Origin of the sequence: Nonomuraea antri (assembly GCF_013283785.1) — a bacterium.
Lineage (GTDB): Bacteria > Actinomycetota > Actinomycetes > Streptosporangiales > Streptosporangiaceae > Nonomuraea > Nonomuraea antri.
Genome location: NZ_JABCPZ010000224.1, coordinates 1 through 17583, shown reverse-complemented (window position 1 = coordinate 17583; position 17583 = coordinate 1). Strand labels below are relative to the sequence as shown.

Here is a 17583-nt window from a genome sequence, read left to right as displayed (position 1 = left end):
GTCTCGGCGGGCGGGGGCGAGCCGGGGGCGAGTGTCACGCGGACCCGGTAGCTGACCAGCTCGATCTCCCCGCGCTGGGCGATGCCGTACACCTGCTCGTACCTGGCGAAGAACCGGCGCTCCAGCTCGGGCCTGGCGGGCGTCCAGCCGATCGTGAGGTCGTGGGACTGGCCGGTGAAGCGGGCGTCCACCGAGCGCGAGACGCGCACGGCCGGGTCCGCGGGTGACACGCCGAGGTCGGCGGCCGCGGCGGCGGTCAGCTCGGCGAAGATCGGCTCGGGGTCGCCGGCGTTCAGCCGCGTCAGCACCCGGTTGGTGGACAGCGCGCCCGACAGCAGCCCGGCGGCCGAGCCCACGCCGCAGTGGCGCGGCACCACCACGGTGGCGATGCCGAAGCGCGCGGCCAGCCCCGCCGCGTGCATCGGCCCCGCGCCGCCCAGCGCGACCAGCGCGAACCCGCGCGGGTCGATGCCCCGCTGCACGGTCACCACGTGCACCGCCGCGGCCATCGAGGCGCTGACGATCTCGTGCACCGCGTACGCCGCCTCCGCCCGCGAGACGCCCAGCGGCCCGGCCAGCCGGTCCAGCGCCTTGGCCGCCAACGCCGGCGACAGCGGGATGGACGCGGACGCGAGGTACCCGAGCACCAGGTTCGCGTCCGTCACCGTGGGATCGCCGCCGCCCAGCCCGTAGCAGGCGGGGCCGGGGGAGGAGCCCGCCGAGCGCGGGCCGACGTGCAGCGACCCGGCCGCGTCCAGCCAGGCGACGCTGCCGCCGCCCGCGCCCACCTCCGCCAGGTCGATGGCCGGGGTCTTGATCGGCACGCCGGTTCCCGCGCGGCGGCCGCCGAAGCTGCCCTTGCCGCCGACGTGGAACTCGTGCGTGATGTCCGGCCGGCCGTTCCTGACCAGGCAGGCCTTGGCGGTGGTGCCGCCCATGTCGAAGGAGACGACGTCCGGGCGGCCGGTGCCGGCCGCCGCCAGCGCCCCGGCGGCGGGTCCCGACTCGATCGTGGCCACCGCCCGCTCGGCGGCCAGCTCCGCGGAGATCACGCCGCCGCTGGACTCCATGACGTGGACGGGCGCGCTGACCCCGATCTCCGCCAGCCGCTCGCGCAGCCGTGACAGGTACGAGGCCATCAGCGGGCCGATGTAGGCGGACATGACGGTGGTGGTGGCCCGTTCGTACTCGCGGATCTCCGGCCAGATCTCCGACGAGGCGACCACGGCCGGCACGGACTCGCGCAGGATCTCGGCCACCCGGCGTTCGTGCGCGGGATTGGCGTAGGCGTGCAGCAGGCAGACGGCCGCCGAGGTGATGCCGCGGGCGGCGATCTCGGCGGCCGCCGTACGCACCGAGTCGTCGTCCAGGGGCAGCAGGACCTCGCCGCGCGCCGACATGCGCTCGCTCACCTCGAAACAGTCGGCGGGGTCCACCGGCGGGGGCGGCGGCGTGAAGCGCAGGTCGTAGCGGTCCTCCTCGACCCTGGCGTAACGGCCGAGCGGGACGGTGGCGCGGAAGCCGCGCGTGGCGACGAACGCCACCCGCGCGCCGGTGCGTTCCAGCACCGCGTTGGTGGCCAGGGTGGTGGCGTGGACCACGCGCGTGACCTGCGCGGGCGCGACGCCCGCGAGCACGCGCGTAACGCCGGACACGATCCCGGCGATGGGGTCGTCGTGGGTGCTCAGACACTTGACCACCGACAGGGTGCCGGTGGGGGCGCGCAGGACCACGTCGGTGAAAGTGCCGCCGACGTCGACGCCGATCGCGTAACCCATTCGGGTACGGTAGATCACAAGCAAGCGCTTGTCTATGTGGGGATCTATTGACTTACGGCAGGTGATTGGGACGCTGGTCCTAGTCCTTGCGTTTGGAGCGGAGATGGCGCGCCTGACAGCTCTGGCCGGCGGTGTCGTGGCGGCACTCGTCCTGCTCACCCTGCCCGCCACCCGGCCGGCGGCCGCGCACGAGCATCCCAGCGGCATCACCGACCTGGTCACCCCGGCCGTGGTCAGGGTGGAGGCCGTGTCGCACGTGGAGATCACACTGCTCGATCACATCGGTGAGCTGAAGCACGTGGAACGGTCCTACGACGTGCCCATCGGCTCGGGCACCGGCACGGTCGTCAGCCCCGACGGCACCGTCGTCACGCTCAAACGCCTGGTCGAGAGCGAACAGGACATGGCGATCTACGCGGCCAACCGCGTCTTCGCCGAGCATCACAAGGTGAAGATCCCGCTCGACGACCAGCGGCACGAGCTGTCCGACGACGTGCTCGACCGCCACCTGAAGCAGTGCTACCCGCCCAAGACCAGCACCGCCACCTGCATCACCAAGGTCACCACCAAGGTCACGATCTTCCCGAACGTGTCGCCGGCCAGCACCGAGGGCTACCAGGCCAAGGTGGCCAAGACCGGCGACAAGCCGGACAGCCCGGCCGTGCTCGTCCCGCTGACCCCGGCCGCGGGCACCGTCGGCATGCCGACCGCGCCGCTGTCCGACAAGGTGCCCGACCAGGCCGGCGCGCCCACCAACATCGCGGGCTTCCTCGGCCGGCCCGGGCCGAAGGCGCCGCACACGGTCGAGATCGCCCACCTGGGCAAGGGCGGCGTCGCCGGCGAGGCGGGCCGGCCGTTCACCGACCCCGACAAGAAGGTCGACGAGCCGGTCAAGCTGGGCGGGCTGGCCGACCGCGGGCTGGCCGGCGCGCCGGTGATCGGCGACAAGAACGGCCACGTCATCGGCATGCTGGTGGGCGGTGGCAAGACGGCCAGGATGATCGGCGTCAGGGAGATCACCTCCGTGCTGGCCAAGGCCGGGGTGAACGCCCGCAGGGGCACGATCGACGCGGCCTTCGAAGCGGCGCTGTCCCGCTACCACTCCCAGTACTACACCGAGGCCGCGCCGGGCTTCCAGCGCGTGCTGGAGCTGTATCCCGGCAACGTGGTGGCCGCCGCGCTGCTGAAGACCTCGCTCGACAAGCGCGGCGGCCCCGAGGACAAGGGCACCCAGAAGCCGCTCCCCACCCCGGCGGGCTCGACGCCGCTGTGGCCGTTCCTGGTGGCGGCCGGCGTCCTGTTCATCGCCGCGGGCACCGGAGCGTATTTTTTGTGGCGTCGCCGTACTCATGAGGAATTGACAGCGCCGCCGCGGCCGATGGAGGCGAGTCAGCCGTTCGACGACGGGATCAACCAGACCGTCATGGTGCGGCGCTCGCAGACCTTCCACGCGATCCCGCAGCAGCAACAGGTGATGACGGCTCAGGAGCAGTCCGTGAAGTACTGCACGTCGTGTGGAATGCGGCTCGGCCCCGCGCATCGGTTCTGCGGTTACTGTGGTCACCCCAGCGAGACGTGATGCAATTGAACGACAGATCCCTCATCGGCCAGGAAGTCGCCGGATACTACATCGAGGACATCGTCGGCAAGGGCGGCATGGCCGTCGTCTACCTGGCGCTCGATCCCCGGCTCAGCCGACGGGTGGCACTCAAGATCCTCAATCCGGTGCTCAGCGTGGACGACCGGTTCAGGCAGCGCTTCATCCTGGAGTCCAGGACCGTCGCCAGCATCGAGCACCCCAACATCATCCCCATCTACGAGGCCAACGCCGACGCCGACGGCGTGCTCTACATCGCCATGCGGTACGTGGACGGGCTCGACCTGCGCCGCCTCATCTACGACCGGGGCCCGCTGCCGCTCGCCCTGGCTAGCCAGATCTTCGCCCAGACGGCCGCCGCGCTCGACGCCGCGCACGCCCACGACCTGATCCACCGCGACGTGAAACCGGCCAACATCCTGCTCGCCGGCGACCACGTCTACCTGACCGACTTCGGCATCACCAAGCACCGCTCGTCCATCTCCGGGCTGACCCAGACCGACCAGTTCATCGGCACCCCGCGCTACATGTCGCCCGAGCAGATCAACAAGGAGCACATCGACGGCCGGTGCGACCAGTACGCGCTGGCCTGCGTGGTCTACGAGGCGCTGTCCGGGCGGCTGCCGTTCCAGCGCGAGAACGACATCGCGCTGCTCTGGGCGCACCTGGCCGAGCAGCCGGTCCCGCTGTCGCAGATGCGGCCCGAACTGCCGCCGGCGGTCGACCATGTCATGGGCCGGGCGCTGGCCAAGTCGCCCGAGCAGCGCTACGCGTCGTGCGGCGAGTTCGCCGGCGCGCTGCGCGACGCGATGGGCGGGCTGCATCCGGGCGCCTACCCGGGCGGCTTCCCTGGCGGCGCCTACTCCGGCCCGCCCTCGTGGCCGAACGCAGGGCCGAACGCGGGGCCTAACACAGGGCCTGGCGCGGGGCCGAACGCAGGATCCGGTGCGGGGCCGAACGCGGACGCGTCCTCGGGGCCGCCTTCGGGCCCGTCCCCGGGCGTGCCCTCGGGTCCGTCGTCCGGGCCGCACTCGCTGCCGTACGGGACCCCGCACCTGCCCCCGGGCGGCGGCGAGCACGCCCTCGCCGGGACCGGTGCGCAGGCCCAGGCGGTCAGAGGACGCCCCGGGCGGCTGCCAATCGTGGCCGCCACGCTGGTGGCCGCCGTGGCCGCGCTGGCGCTGGTCGCGATGATCATCCTGAACCACCGGGGCGACACCTGGATCCGCTACCAGGCCAGCTCGGCCGCGCCGCTCACGTTCGAGTACCCGGGCGACTGGACGGCACGCACCCACCAGGACCTGTTCGCGCTGGCCTCGCCGCACGCCGAGGAGTTCGAGTCGCTGTTCGTGGCCGGCCCGGACGCGGACTGGGCGCCGATCGCCGCGCTCATCGCCGACGACCGGGAGAGCGTTTCCGGCCTGTACGTCCAGGTGTCGGAGGCGATCGACGTCAACGCCCCGTCGGAGTCGATGAAGGCGAAGATGGACGTGTTCCTGCCGGGCGAGGTCACCCTCAGCAAGCCCGCCCAGGACAAGGCGGGCACCAGCCCGGCCACCCGCTACGACGGATCGCTGGTCGACCCCGAGTCCGGCACCAGGCTCGGGTTCGTCGGCTATGTCATCGACCGCCAGCCGAAACGGGTCCTGCTCATGTATTTCTGCGCCCAGACCACCTGCGACGGCCCCGCCCACGACCGCATCAGGGACAGCGTGCGCCTGTCGTGACTTGTAACTCACTTGAATGCGGCTTGGCCTGGGTATTCAAGGCCGCGATCGGCGTCTAACCTCCCGCTGTGGGCATACGAATCGTCATCGCCGACGACCAGGCGATGGTCAGGGCCGGGCTGCGCATGGTCGTCGAGAGCGAACCCGGCATGGAAGTCGTCGGCGAGGCCGCCGACGGGCGCGAGGCCATCGCGGTGGCCAGGCGCACGCGGCCGGACATCGTCCTCATGGACATCTCGATGCCCCGTCTCGACGGCCTGGCGGCGGCCAAGGAACTGCTCGACACCCCGGCACCGCCGAAGATCATCACGCTGACCACATTCGACACCGACGAGAACCTGTACGCGGCGCTGCGCGCCGGCACCAGCGGGTTCCTGCTCAAGGTGTCGCCGCCGGAGCAGCTGCTCGACGCCATCAGGGTCGTGTACGCCGGTGACGCGCTGCTCGACCCGGCGGTGACCAGCCGGGTGATCGCCACGTTCGCCGGCCGCAGCGACCCCAAGCCGTCCCCCATGCTGGGCGAGCTGACGCCGCGCGAGCTGGAGGTGCTGCGGCTGCTGGCGCGCGGCCTGACGAACGCGGAGATCGCTCGCGAGCTGTACGTGGGGGAGGCGACGGTCAAGACGCACGTGGCCCGGGTGCTGATGAAGCTCTGCCTGCGCGACCGGGCGCAGGCCGTCGTGTTCGCCTACGAATCGGGCGTGGTACGCCCCGGAGCCGCCTGACGTCTCGGCATGCGAGAGGGTTTGGTGATGCATGCCGTGTCTGTGTGTATATTTTTCGTCATAAGGCGGTAGCGACAGGAGATATTTCATGCGATCGTTCCCCCGGGTGCTTTTCGACGAGGCGCACAGCGAGTCGTGGACCATCAGGCGTGAGGTGGCCGAGGCCATCAACCCCGCGCATCCCGACGACAACAGTTACGCCCGCGCGGCCGAGCTGCTGCGGCACCTGGGGCACGAGGTGCGGGCCCACACCGCCGGCGCGCTCGACGCCGGGGTGCTGGCCGGCCAGGACGTCCTGGTGATCGCGCACCCGTCCGGGGAGCGCTGGGAGCGCACCACCGGGCTGGGCAGCCCGGTCTTCACCGGCGCCGAGCTGGACGCCGTCGAGGCGTTCGTGCGTGACGGCGGCGGCCTGGTCGTGCTCGCCGAGGAGGAGCAGGACAAGTACGGCAACAACCTGAACGAGCTGCTGGCCAGGTTCGGGGTGCGGGTCGAGCACACCACGGTGCGCGACCCCAGGCAGGCCCACCGGGACGTGGCGACCTGGGTGCTGGGCGAGCGGGCCACCGGTGACGGGCTGCTGGCCGGCGTCAAGACCGCCTGCTTCTACCGCTCGGGCGTGCTGAGCGCGGGCCGGGAGGCGACCGTGCTGTTCGCGTCGTCGGCCACCGCCGCGCCCGCCAAGGCCGCGCTGGCCGTGGCACTGCGGCACGGCAAGGGCCGGGTCGTCGCGTTCGCCGACTCCGACCTGTTCGGCGACGACTCGATCGAGGACTACGACCACCGCGGCCTGTGGGGCAACGTGGTCACCTGGGCCGCCCGCGTCCCCGACGCCGACGGCGCCGCGCAGGTGCGCGACGAGGCGAAGGCGGCGCTGTTCGCCCGGCTCAGGTCGGCCGTCGAGGAGCTGCGGCCGCTCCAGGTCAAGGACGGCTCGGTGCCCGAGGACAAGGACCGGGCCAAGGAGCTGGTGGCCGGAATCGCCGCCCTCGTGGGCGAAATCTCGCCGTATTTCCCCCATGACGCCCACTACCTCCAGGCCGTGCGCGACGACCTGACCCGGTGGGCCGAGCAGGACCTGGGCGTGCCCGACTTCCTCGACTCGCTGAACCACTTCCACCCCGACACCCAGCGCGTCGACGGCCTGGAGCACGTCGTGGTGTTCCCGATGTACACCCAGAACGGCAACCCGAACCGCAACCTCGAAGCCGTCTGGCTGCGCACGATCTGGCCCCAGTGGCTGGCCGACCTGGAGGCCGGTGGCTACGACAACCCGATGTTCGTGCCGATCGCGTTCGAGGACTTCACCTCCGGCTACGACACCCACTCGGCCGTGCTGTTCCCCGAGACCGTCGCGGTCCGCCAGGCGCCCGAGCGCTTCACCTGGGGCGGCATCTTCGCCGACCGGGAGGCGGCCAGGTTCAGGCGGGTCTCCAGGGCGGCCGTCGACACGCTCAAGCTCGACCTGCCGCCGGACGCCGACCGGCTGCTGGCCTCGCAGCAGCTCGCCCAGGACACGTTCGTGATGTGGGACCTCATCCACGACCGCACGCACAGCCACGGCGACCTGCCGTTCGACCCGTTCATGATCAAGCAGCGGATGCCGTACTGGCTGTACTCGCTGGAGGAGCTGCGCTGCGACCTGACCGCGTTCGGCGAGGCCGTGGAGCTGGAGCGGCGCGGGGTGCCGCACGCCCGGTTCGTGCAGCACGCCATCCTGTTCGACCGGCTGTTCAGGTTCCCGATCACCGGTGACCGGGTGCGCAACTACGACGGGCTCGGCGGGCAGCTGCTGTTCGCGTACCTGCACAGGAACGACATCATCCGCTGGACCGACAACCGGCTCGGCGTCGACTGGGAGCGGGTCGCCGACGGCGTCGCCGACCTGCGCGGCGAGGTCGAGAAGCTCTACCGCGACAGCATCGACAGGTCCAAGGTGGCGCACTGGCTGGCCGCCTACGAGCTGGTCAGCGGGTACGTCGCGCCGAATCCCGGCTCGACCTGGGCCAAGGGCGTCGAGGCTCTGCCCGAGGAGCAGAAGGCCAAGGTCGACGCGGTCATGGCGGACGAGTTCCCGCTCAGCATGTTCTACGAGGCGCTGCGCCGTAAGCTGACGGACGTGGTCGAATCGACTAAGGGAATCCGGGCATGATCATTCTGGTGACGGGTGGGGCGGGGCCGACGGGTCAGGCCGTCTCCGACTATTTCCGCAAGAACGGGCACACCGTGATCAGCGTCGACAAGGACGGCGGTGACCTGGGCGGCGTCGACCTGCTCGACCGGGCGGCCGTCCAGGAGCTGGCCGAGCGCGTCGACCGCGTGCACGGCCGCGTCGACGGCGTGGTGCACCTGGTCGGCGGCTGGCGCGGGTCCAAGACGTTCGCCGAGACCCGGCTCGAAGACTGGGATCTGCTGCACGACCTGCTGATCCGCACCCTCCAGCACGTGTCGCTGGCGTTCGAGCCGCTGCTGCGCAAGAGCGGGAACGGCCGCTTCGTGATCGTCTCCGCCAAGGCCGCCGAGCGGCCGGGCGCGGGCGGCGCGGCCTACTCCGCGGCCAAGGCCGCCGCGGAGGCGTGGACGCTCTCGCTGGCCGACGCGCTCAGGGGCACGCCGGCCGCGGCCACCGTCCTGGTGGTCAAGGCCCTGGTCAACGACGCCATGCGGGCCGAGAAGCCGGAAGGGAAGTTCCCCGGCTTCACCGACGTACGCGACCTGGCGGCGGCGATCGGCGGGCTCTACGACCGTCCCGCCGACGAGATCAACGGCACCAGATTGGACCTCACTACGTGATCCCCCGGCACGACCCCCAGCTCAAGACGTTCGCCAGCGACAACTACGCCGGCGTGCACCCGGAGATCCTGGAGGCGATCGCGGCCGCCAACGGCGGGCACCAGATCGCCTACGGCGACGACGTGTACACCGAGGCCCTGCGCAGCGTCTTCCAGCGGCACTTCGGCGAGCGGGCGCAGGTCTGGCCGGTCTTCAACGGCACGGCCGCGAACGTCGTCTCCCTGCGGGCCATGACGGCCCACTGGGAGGCGGTGATCTGCGCGGAGAGCGCCCACATCAACACCGACGAGGGCGGCGCCCCCGAGGTGGCCGGCGGCATCAAGCTGCTGACCGTGCCCACGCCCGACGGCAAGCTCACCCCCGAGCTGATCGACCGGCAGGCGTGGGGCTTCGGCGACGTGCACCGCGCCCAGCCCAAGGTGGTCTCCATCTCGAACACCACCGAGCTGGGCACGCTGTACACGCCCGAGGAGATCGCCGCGATCTGCGCGCACGCGCACGAGCGCGGCCTGCTCGTGCACCTCGACGGCTCCCGGCTGACCAACGCCGCCGCGGCGCTGGACGTGCCCCTGCGGGCGCTCACCACCGACGCCGGCGTGGACGTGCTCTCCTTCGGCGGCACCAAGATCGGGCTGCTGTACGGCGAGGCGGTCGTGGTGCTCAACCCCGACGCCGCGACCGGGGTCGAGTACATCCGCAAGACGTTCATGCAGCTCTCGTCCAAGATGCGGTTCGTGTCCGCGCAGTTCGAGGCGCTGCTGTCGGGCGACCTGTGGCTGCGCAACGCGCGGCAGGCCAACGCGATGGGGCGGCGGCTGGCCGCGGCCGTGCGCGACATCCCCGGCGTGGTGGTGCCGCGCGAGGTCGAGGCGAACGCGGTGTTCGCGATCCTGCCCAAGGACGTCACCGAGCGGCTGCAGAAGCGCTTCAGGTTCTACACCTGGAACGAGGCGACCGGCGAGGTGCGCTGGATGTGCGCGTTCGACACCACCGAGGCCGACGTCGACGCCTTCGCCGCCGCGGTCGCGGAGGAGATGGCCTAGTTTCCGAGCGCGAGGCGGGCGGCCTGCCAGCCGCCCATCCCGTGCGCCCCGGGGCCCGGCGGGGTGGAGGCCGAGCAGAGGAACACCCCGGGCAGCGGGGTGCGCCAGGGGGCCGGTGACCAGACCGGCCGCCTGACGAACTGGCCCAGGCTGGCCAGCCCGCCGCCGATGTCGCCGCCGACCAGGTTCGGGTTCCAGGACTCCAGGTCGGCGGGCCGCATCACGTGCCTGGCCAGGATCCGGTCGCGGAAACCCGGGGCGTAACGCTCGATCTGGGACTCCATGACGTCCGTCATGTCCCTGGTCGAGCCGTTGGGCACGTGGCAGTAGGCCCACAGCGTGTGCCCGCCCCTGGTCGGATCGGCCGCGTACGGCTGGACGAGCAGCACGTACGGGCGGGGCGAATGCCGCCCGGCGGCCATCTCGGCCTCGCTCAGCGCGATCTCCTCCAGCGTGCCGCCCAGGTGCACGGTGCCCGCCCTGGCCACCTCGGGATCGCGCCAGGGGACCGGGCCGTCGAGCGCCCAGTCCAGCTTGAACACGCCGGGGCCGTAGCGGTAGCGCTCCAGCCGGCGGCGGTAGCCCGGGGGCAGATCGGCCATGGCCGCGAACTGCCTCGGGCCGACGTCGAGCACGATCGTCTCGGCGTCGAGCTCGCGCAGGTGGCGCACCCGGTGGCCGGTCACCGCCTCGCCGCCGAGCGCCCTGAGCCTGGCCACCAGGGCGTCGGCGAGCACCTGCGACCCGCCCCGCACCAGCGGCCAGCCCACCAGATGGGTCAGCGAGGCCAGCAGCAGGCCGTAGGCCGCCGTGATGGGCGCGCGCAGGTCGAGCACCGAGTGCGCGGCCATGCCCGCCAGCACCGCGCGGCCCTCGGTGGTACGGAACGCCCGCCTGGCGAACGTGGTGGCCGGCAGCGCGCCGGCCAGCCCGAACCGCGCCGCCCCGGCGAACGCGCGCGGCGGCGCGTCCCACGGGCCCAGCGGCTTGAGCAGCAGATCCATCAGCGGGAACCCGCCACGCGCCGTCGCGCCCACCGTGGCCTGCCAGGCCGGCCCGTCGCGGCCCAGCCCCTCGGCGGTACGCCCCGCGTCGCGGTGCACCAGCACGGCCGGCCGGTCGTCGAGCGGATGGGCGGCCGGGATCTCCGGATGGACGAACTCGACCTCCTTCAGATCGAGCGCACGGAACGCCGGGGAGGCCAGCGCCATCGCCATCACGGTCGCGCCGAAGTCGTGCACCAGGCCCGGCAGCGTGAGCTCACCCGAGCGCAGCCCGCCGCCGAACCGCTCGCCCTGCTCCAGCAGCAGCACCTTGCGGCCCGCCCGGGCCAGCGTGACGGCCGCGACGAGCCCGTTCGGGCCCGAGCCGACGACGACGGCGTCGGGTCTCATTTGAGAATCGACGGCAACGGCTGCGCGCCACGCAGCCTGAGCAGCTCGGCCATCAGCTTGATCTCCCCGCTCTGGCCCTCGACGATCTTCGCGGCCATGCCGGCCACCTCGTCGCGCTTGGACAGCTTGAGCAGGCCCTCGGCCATCTCCACGCCGCCCTCGTGGTGGCGGATCATCAGCTGCAGGAACAACACCTCGGCCTCGGCGCCCTGCAGCTCCTTGAGCTTGGTCAGCTCCTGCGGCGAGGCCATGCCGGGCATCGCCCCCTGGCCCTCGCCCGCCGGGCTCGCGGTCGGCGTCGCCGCCGCGCCGTGGCCGTGGCCGCTCATCCAGGCCATCGGCCGCTGGTCGGTGGCCTGGGCCAGCCCCCACTGCTGCAGCCAGCCCTGGAACATGCCGCGCTGGTTCGACTGGGTGGTGATGATGTCGTAGGCCAGGTTCCTGATCTCCCTGGACTGGCTCTTGTCCCTGATCGTGAACGACATGTCGACGGCCTGCGCGTGGTGCGTGGCCATGTCTCTGGCGAACCCGGCCTCCGGGGAGGTGTCTCTCGGCGCGCCGTCACGGCCGAACAACAAGAACGCCGCGGCGGCGACGACCAGCACGGCGAAGACGATGAGGAGCGGTTTTCTCGCGGGCATTTCCATGGCTCATCCAGCGTACCCACCTCTGCGGACAGGCTGTGATCTGACGCTTATCCGCGCCTTATTCTCTGCATACGCCGACAGGGCATAGGGTGACCCGGAGTTGGTACGCCGATGGAGGGAAGATGACCAAGGAGAAGGCGCAGGCGCGTCGCGAGCATCTGCAGCGGATGCGAGCCGAGCAGAAGCGCAAGGAACGCCGCTCCGCGCTGCTCATGTGGGGAGCGGGCGGTGTCGTCATCGTGCTCCTCGTCGGCTTGGTCGGCTTCTATCTCGTCAAGCAGAATCGTGAAACGTCGCTCGACGCGGTGTCCAGCGTCAAGTACGAGGCCGGCCAGCACGTCTGGAACAAGGTCACGTACAAGGAGAATCCGCCCGTCGGTGGCGAGCACAACAACTACTGGCAGCAGTGCGCGATCTACGACAAGCCGATCCACAACGAGCACGCCGTGCACTCGCTGGAGCACGGCGCGGTCTGGATCACCTACCGCCCCGACCTGCCCGCCGCGCAGGTGGCGGCGCTGAAGAAGGTCGCCCAGGAGACGGGGCAGCAGGACTACATGCTGGTCAGCCCGTTCCCGAACCTGCCCGCGCCGATCGTGGCCTCGACCTGGGGTCACCAGCTGAAGCTCGACAACCCCGACGACCCGAAGCTGCCGGCGTTCATCAAGAAGTACCAGAACGGCCGTGACACTCCGGAGCTCGGCGCGATCTGCGGCGGCCCCGACGCGATCAGCACCACGGCCGACCAGGCCCCGCTGCCGCCGGAGCCGACCGGCCAGCAGCAGCCCACGGAGACCACCTCTCCGATGCCGAGCCAGAGCCCGAGCCAGCAGCAGTAATCCTGGACGGTTCACCACGTGACTGACGGCCCCTCATCTCGGGGGGCCGTCAGTGTCATGTCGGGGCCCTGCGGAATTCGTCAGGTCGGGGCCCTGCCGGTATTCGTCATCTCGGGGCCCTGCCGGAACTCGCCGCGCCGTCAGTGCGGGGTCGCGGCCCGGTCGGAATCGCTGCGCAGCACGCAGAACTCGTTGCCCTCGGGGTCGGCCAGCACCGCCCAGCCCGTGCCGTCGGGGTTCCTGCGATCGGTGACGAGCGTCGCGCCGAGCGACAGCAGCCGCGCCACCTCCTCGTCCCTGCTGGTCGTCGGGCGCAGGCACAGGTGCAGCCGGTTCTTCGCCGTCTTGGCCTCGGGCACCCGGTTGAAGTGCAGGATCGGGCCCTCGGGCAGCATGACCTGGGTCTCCTCGTCGCCCGGCCGCGACTCGGGGTGCAGCGGGCGGCCGGTGACGGCGCTCCAGAACAGGGCCAGCTCGTAGGGGTTCGCGGCGTCGACGGCGACGTTCTGCAGGATGGACACCATGTGTTGATCTTCGCACGCCCGCCGCGCCCGGAGATCGGACCGCCGGGTTCCGCTACGGGGTGCCGAACGCGGCCGCCACGACGCGGCCGGCCAGCAGGCGGGCCGGGTCGACGACCGGGACGGGGACCCGGGCGGCGTCCAGGGCCAGGACGAGCTCGGTGCACGCGGTGACCACCCGCTCGGCGCCCCGCGCGGCCAGCGACGCGGCCACTTCAGCGAGGGCCAAGCCGGGGCCGGTGGCCTGGGGCGTGCCGCCGCTCTTGACGGCGGCGATGGCGGCCATGACCTGCCGCTGCCCGGCCGCGTCGGGCTCGATCGGGGTCACGCCGCGCCGGCGCAGCGCCCGCCCGTACAGGTCGGCGCGCAGCGTGCCGGTGGTGGCCAGCAGACCGGCCACGCGCACCCCGGCGGCGGCCAGCGCGTCGGCGGTGACCTCGACGATGCTCACCAGCTCCAGCCCGGCCTCCGCGGCCAGGCGCGGCACGAACGCGTGCGCGGTGTTGCACGGCACGGCCAGCACCTCGCACCCGGCCTGCTTCAGCGCCGCGATGCCGCGCCGCAGCTGGGGCGTGGGATCCTCGCCGGCGCCGAGCAGGCTCTGCGAACGGTCGGGCACCCGGGGATCGCCCCAGATGACCACGGGCACATGGGCCTGGTCGCAGGTGGCCGCGGTCTCCTGGACCAGCTTGCCGTAGAAGTCGACGGTCGCCGCCGGGCCCATGCCGCCCAGGACGCCGACCAGGCGGGTCGTGGCCACGAGTGAAAGGTCCTCTCCCTGCGTAGGTGCGGCACCAGGATCGAGGTATACGGTGAACTCTCCGCCCGTACGCAGCAAACCGTCATGGAAGCAGGAAGTCATGCAGGATTCCGGCGTCGCGTTGCTGGCCGAGCCCGAGCTGGAACTCATCGACGCCCTGCAGATCAACCCGCGCGCCACCTGGGTGGAGGTGGCGGCGGCGATCGGCGGCGACCCCGTCACGGCGGCCAGGCGCTGGCAGCGGCTGCACGCCGCGGGCGAGGCGTGGACCACCGTCGCGCTCGGGCCGCGCCAGATGCACGCGATGAGCATGGCGTTCCTGGAGATCGACTGCGCTCCCGGCGCGGCGGTCGAGGTGGCCGGCGCCCTCGCCGCGGCCGGGCATCTCATCACCGTCCAGCATGTCGCCGGCGACCACGACCTGTTCGTCATCGCGGTCGCGGCGTCGCTGCCCGCGCTGGCCGACTACCTGCTCGCCGACCTGCCGCGGCTGCCCGGCGTGACCAGGGTGCGCACCCACCTGGCCACGCGGGTGTTCGAGGCCTCGTGCCGGTGGCGGCTGCGGGTGCTGCCGCCCGCCGCCGCGCGGGCGCTGGCCCGCCGTCCGGCGCCGCCCGAGTCCACCAGGCACCTGGACGATGTCGACAAGCTGCTGTTCAAGGCGCTGCTCGCGGACGGCAGGGCCGCCTACAGCGAGCTCGCGATCGCGGTCGGCGCGTCGGAACGCACCGTGCAGCGCCGGCTGTCACGCCTGGTCGCCACCGGTGACCTCGACTTCCGCTGCGACCTGGCCCGCCCGCAGGCCGGTTGGCACGCCGCCGCGCTGCTGTGGCTGCGCATGCCGGACGGGCTGCTGGAGGAGACCGGCCGAGCGTTGCTCGACTGGCCGGAGACCCGGACCTGCGCGGCGCTGGCCGGAGCCCGCAACATGCTGCTCACCGTCGGCCTGCACGCGGTCTCCGACCTGCATCCGCTGGTGGTGCGGCTGGAGGAGCGGTTCCCGCACGTCCGGGTCGACGACCGGCAACTCGTCCTGCGGCAGTCCAAGCTCTACGGCCGGATCCTCGACAGGTCCGGCCGCTCCACCCGGGTCGTCCCGGTGGACCCGTGGTCGCTCGGCACGTGACACGACTGGCGGGGGCGCGGTTCAGCGGGGCGGCGGGACGTCGCCGCCGTGCTCCTCGCGGCACCGGCCCGCGCGCAGGACCTCCGCCTCGGTGCGGCCCACCACCTGCAGGTCGCCGACGGCCAGCGCGGGCAGCCCGAGCGCCGACACCACGGCGGTGACGCGCCCGACCTCGCCGCGCACGGCCGCCTCGTCGCACCCGGCGCGCGGGGCGGGGCCGCCCAGCGTCGGCGCGACGACCAGGTCGACCCCCGACATCTCGGACGCGAACGCGGCCCGGATCCTGGCCAGCTCCCCGACGGCCCGCCGGTACTCCTGGTGCCCGATCCCGGCCGCGGCCGCCAGCTTGCGCCGGACGCCGGGGCTGTAGGCGTCGGCGTTCCTCGGGAAGGTGGCCTCGTGCCCGCGCCTGGCCTGGGCGCCCACGATCGTCCAGTACGGGGTGAGGATGTCGTAAGGGAGCGCGATCTCGCGGAGCGTGGCGCCCAGGTCGGCGAACTCCCCGGCCTGCGGGCACCCTTCGGCGACCCCGACGACCAGCCCGGCCAGCGGCCGCGGGCCGGCCGGTTCGAGCGGCGGCGTGCCGGTCAGGACCTGCCACACCCACGCGCAGTCGGCCACCGACGTCGCCATCGGCCCCACCACGTCGAACATCGGCGCGACCGGCGCCACCCCGGTCACCGGCAGCACGCCGACCCTGGGCCGCAGGCCGACCACGCCGCAGCAGGCCGCCGGGATCCGCACCGAGCCGCCGGTGTCCGTGCCCAGCCCGAACCTGGCGATCCCGGCCGCCAGCGCCGCGGCCGTGCCGCCGCTCGACCCGCCGGGCGCCAGGTGCGCGTGGCGCGGGTTGCCCACGTCGCCCCAGTGCGGGTTCTCGCTGGTGACGCCCCAGGCGAACTCGTGCTGGTTCGCCTTGCCGACCAGCAGCGCCCCGGCCAGCTCCAGCGACTCGACGCACGGCGCGGTGGTCAGCGCCTCCTCGCCGCCGTACAGGGACGAGCCGCGGGTGGTGGGCAGCCCGGCCACGTCGATCATGTCCTTGACCACGAACGTCCAGGCGCGCAGCGCCCCGCCCGGCGGGATCGGGCGGCCGGCGAGCCGGTCGATGACGGGCTCGGGGCCGGACTCGATGAGGATGTTGTGCCCGGCGTGCCGCCGGATGGCCGCGGCCGACGCGGCGATCGCCGCCGCCACCTCGGGATCCGCCGCCACCTGCGGGTCCGCCGAACGTCCCATGGACGAAATGTCGTGCATGGACGGCACATGCTGGCAGATCAGCCGTCAGACCGCCAGCGCGTCCAGCAACTCCCGCAGCCGCGCCGTCTCCCGGTCGGGTCGCACCAGCGTGAAGATGCTGCGGCTGGTGTTCAGCCACGGCGTGTCGGCGATCACCACGTCGGAGCCGTGATCGCGCAACGCCAGATCGGGGACGAGCGCCGCCCCCAGCCCCGCACCCACCAACGCCATGGTGATCTTGAAGTCGTCGGAGTACCCGGCCACCCGCGGGTGCAGGCTCCACCGGCCGAACAGCCCGTCGAAGAACGAGGCGTCGCTGCTGGCCGGGTGATGCATGATCCACGGCAGGTCGACCAGCTGCTCCACCCGGTGCGGCGCCAGGTCGGGCCAGAGGCCGGGCAGCACCACGTGGTAGTGGTCCTCGGCGACCCAGCTGCGGTGCAGCGCCGGCGGCCAGGACAGGCCGGAGTTGCCCACCTGGTAGACGATCGCCGCGTCCAGCTCGCCGCCCGCGCCCAGCCGGGGGATGAGCTGCGAGGGTTCGGCCACGGTGACCTTGATCCCGGCCCGTTCCGCCGGGTCCAGGTCGCGCAGCACGCCGGTCAGCACGTCGCAGAAGCTCGGGAAGACGCCCAGCTGGAGCCGTCGCTCGCTGTTGCTGTGCACCGCCTGGACGGTGGCGACCATGCGCTCCAGGTCGCCGAGCACGATCTCGGCGTGCCTGGCCAGCACCTCGGCCGCGTCGGTCGGCAGCACGCTGTGCGCCGAGCGGTGGAACAGCTTCACGCCGGTCGCCCGCTCCAGCGCGGCCATCTGCTGCGAGACGGCCGAGGAGGTGTAGCCGAGCCGGTTGGCCGCCGCGGCGAACGAGCCGAGCTGCACCACCTCCCGCAGAGTACGCAGGTGTTCTGGCTTCAGCATTAGCGTTCCTTGCTCTCAGGGTTGCTAAATGTCGTGTTTATAGCGCTTCCTACTTCTTTTCGCTACTTCTAAAGTGATGCCACCTCCGTCACCCCAACCCCTTGAGAGTCACATGAGCATCCGCGTGTACCGCAACGCCACCATCCACACGGGAGACGGCGCGAACCCGTCCGCCCAGGCCATGGCCGTGGACGGCGAGCTGCTGCTGGCCGTGGGCGGCGAGCGCGAGGTGCGCGCGGCGGCCGGCCCGGCGGCCGAGCTGATCGACCTGGACGGCGCCGCGGTGCTGCCCGGCCTGTACGACGCCCACATCCACACCGCCCAGTACGCACAGAGCCTGGGCGCGGTCGACCTGCGTGACGTCCGCTCCCTGGACGAGGCGCTGACCAGGGTCGCCGCCCACGCGGCCCGCCTGCGCCCGGGCGCCTGGCTGTTCGGCGGCCGGTGGAACAGCAACACCTGGGACCCTGTCT

Annotated in this window: 16 protein-coding genes; 9 read left to right on the top strand and 7 right to left on the bottom strand. The window is 72.2% G+C overall.

Annotation, left to right across the window (positions count from 1 at the left end; all coding sequences use genetic code 11):
- The coding region (locus HII36_RS44390; RefSeq protein WP_173529381.1) for a hydantoinase/oxoprolinase family protein at positions 1–1778 on the bottom strand (1778 nt) is incomplete at its 3' end.
- Between the two features lie 103 nt (positions 1779–1881).
- Here HII36_RS44390 and HII36_RS44385 point away from each other — a divergent pair.
- From HII36_RS44385 to HII36_RS44360, 6 genes are all read left to right on the top strand, one after another.
- Positions 1882–3357: a zinc ribbon domain-containing protein gene (locus HII36_RS44385; protein ID WP_173529380.1), complete on the top strand. Its 1476-nt coding sequence runs from the start codon at positions 1882–1884 to the stop codon at positions 3355–3357.
- Positions 3357–5102: a serine/threonine protein kinase gene (locus tag HII36_RS44380; RefSeq protein WP_173529382.1), complete on the top strand. Its 1746-nt coding sequence runs from the start codon at positions 3357–3359 to the stop codon at positions 5100–5102. Before HII36_RS44385 ends, HII36_RS44380 begins: the two co-directional genes overlap by 1 nt.
- A gap of 68 nt (positions 5103–5170) precedes the next feature.
- Positions 5171–5827: a response regulator gene (locus HII36_RS44375; RefSeq protein WP_173529379.1), complete on the top strand. Its 657-nt coding sequence runs from the start codon at positions 5171–5173 to the stop codon at positions 5825–5827.
- 88 nt (positions 5828–5915) lie between these two features.
- Entirely contained in the window at positions 5916–7979 is a 2064-nt protein-coding gene (locus tag HII36_RS44370; protein ID WP_173529378.1) for a DUF6421 family protein, read from the top strand.
- Positions 7976–8620: an SDR family NAD(P)-dependent oxidoreductase gene (locus HII36_RS44365; RefSeq protein WP_173529377.1), complete on the top strand. Its 645-nt coding sequence runs from the start codon at positions 7976–7978 to the stop codon at positions 8618–8620. Before HII36_RS44370 ends, HII36_RS44365 begins: the two co-directional genes overlap by 4 nt.
- Positions 8617–9663 carry a threonine aldolase family protein gene (locus tag HII36_RS44360; RefSeq protein ID WP_173529376.1) on the top strand — a complete coding sequence of 349 codons (1047 nt, stop codon included), beginning with the start codon at positions 8617–8619 and terminating at the stop codon, positions 9661–9663. Before HII36_RS44365 ends, HII36_RS44360 begins: the two co-directional genes overlap by 4 nt.
- Here the strand turns inward: HII36_RS44360 and HII36_RS44355 are convergent.
- Together HII36_RS44355 and HII36_RS44350 are read right to left on the bottom strand one after the other, a co-directional pair.
- Positions 9660–11057 (bottom strand): phytoene desaturase family protein, encoded by a 1398-nt coding sequence (locus HII36_RS44355; RefSeq protein ID WP_173529375.1) that lies wholly within the window; start codon positions 11055–11057, stop codon positions 9660–9662. The genes HII36_RS44360 and HII36_RS44355 overlap by 4 nt on opposite strands.
- On the bottom strand, positions 11054–11698 hold the full coding sequence (locus HII36_RS44350; RefSeq protein WP_236004580.1) for a DUF305 domain-containing protein: 645 nt from the start codon (positions 11696–11698) through the stop codon (positions 11054–11056). Before HII36_RS44350 ends, HII36_RS44355 begins: the two co-directional genes overlap by 4 nt.
- Positions 11699–11826: 128 nt before the next feature.
- Between HII36_RS44350 and HII36_RS44345 the strand changes: the two genes are divergently transcribed.
- Positions 11827–12543, top strand: coding sequence for a DUF3105 domain-containing protein (locus HII36_RS44345; RefSeq protein WP_173529373.1), 717 nt, complete (start codon positions 11827–11829; stop codon positions 12541–12543).
- 140 nt (positions 12544–12683) lie between these two features.
- Here the strand turns inward: HII36_RS44345 and HII36_RS44340 are convergent, their stop codons facing one another.
- Together HII36_RS44340 and cuyB are read right to left on the bottom strand one after the other, a co-directional pair.
- Entirely contained in the window at positions 12684–13067 is a 384-nt protein-coding gene (locus tag HII36_RS44340; RefSeq protein ID WP_173529372.1) for a VOC family protein, read from the bottom strand.
- 52 nt (positions 13068–13119) lie between these two features.
- Entirely contained in the window at positions 13120–13824 is a 705-nt protein-coding gene (cuyB, locus tag HII36_RS44335) for a cysteate racemase (protein ID WP_217370722.1), read from the bottom strand.
- A gap of 100 nt (positions 13825–13924) precedes the next feature.
- Here cuyB and HII36_RS44330 point away from each other — a divergent pair, with 100 nt between their 5' ends.
- On the top strand, positions 13925–14950 hold the full coding sequence (locus HII36_RS44330) for an Lrp/AsnC family transcriptional regulator (protein WP_173529370.1): 1026 nt from the start codon (positions 13925–13927) through the stop codon (positions 14948–14950).
- 21 nt (positions 14951–14971) lie between these two features.
- Here the strand turns inward: HII36_RS44330 and HII36_RS44325 are convergent, their stop codons facing one another.
- Together HII36_RS44325 and HII36_RS44320 are read right to left on the bottom strand one after the other, a co-directional pair.
- A complete protein-coding gene (locus HII36_RS44325; RefSeq protein WP_173529369.1) occupies positions 14972–16189 on the bottom strand; it encodes an amidase in 1218 nt (405 codons plus the stop codon).
- A gap of 45 nt (positions 16190–16234) precedes the next feature.
- Entirely contained in the window at positions 16235–17110 is an 876-nt protein-coding gene (locus HII36_RS44320; RefSeq protein WP_173529368.1) for a LysR family transcriptional regulator, read from the bottom strand.
- Positions 17111–17222: 112 nt separating this feature from the next.
- On the opposite strand from HII36_RS44320, the gene HII36_RS44315 reads away from it, so the two are divergent.
- On the top strand, positions 17223–17583 hold a 361-nt coding region (locus HII36_RS44315), incomplete at its 3' end, for an amidohydrolase family protein (protein ID WP_173529367.1).

Excerpts from the sequence above, each read along its gene's own strand:
- HII36_RS44385 (WP_173529380.1), top strand. The coding sequence starts at position 1,882 with ATGGCGCGCCTGACAGCTCTGGCCGGCGGTGTCGTGGCGGCACTCGTC.
- HII36_RS44380 (WP_173529382.1), top strand. The coding sequence starts at position 3,357 with ATGCAATTGAACGACAGATCCCTCATCGGCCAGGAAGTCGCCGGATAC.
- HII36_RS44370 (WP_173529378.1), top strand. The coding sequence starts at position 5,916 with ATGCGATCGTTCCCCCGGGTGCTTTTCGACGAGGCGCACAGCGAGTCG.
- HII36_RS44365 (WP_173529377.1), top strand. The coding sequence starts at position 7,976 with ATGATCATTCTGGTGACGGGTGGGGCGGGGCCGACGGGTCAGGCCGTC.
- HII36_RS44355 (WP_173529375.1), bottom strand. The coding sequence starts at position 11,057 with ATGAGACCCGACGCCGTCGTCGTCGGCTCGGGCCCGAACGGGCTCGTC.
- HII36_RS44350 (WP_236004580.1), bottom strand. The coding sequence starts at position 11,698 with ATGCCCGCGAGAAAACCGCTCCTCATCGTCTTCGCCGTGCTGGTCGTC.
- HII36_RS44345 (WP_173529373.1), top strand. The coding sequence starts at position 11,827 with ATGACCAAGGAGAAGGCGCAGGCGCGTCGCGAGCATCTGCAGCGGATG.
- HII36_RS44340 (WP_173529372.1), bottom strand. The coding sequence starts at position 13,067 with ATGGTGTCCATCCTGCAGAACGTCGCCGTCGACGCCGCGAACCCCTAC.
- HII36_RS44330 (WP_173529370.1), top strand. The coding sequence starts at position 13,925 with ATGCAGGATTCCGGCGTCGCGTTGCTGGCCGAGCCCGAGCTGGAACTC.
- HII36_RS44325 (WP_173529369.1), bottom strand. The coding sequence starts at position 16,189 with ATGGGACGTTCGGCGGACCCGCAGGTGGCGGCGGATCCCGAGGTGGCG.
- HII36_RS44320 (WP_173529368.1), bottom strand. The coding sequence starts at position 17,110 with ATGCTGAAGCCAGAACACCTGCGTACTCTGCGGGAGGTGGTGCAGCTC.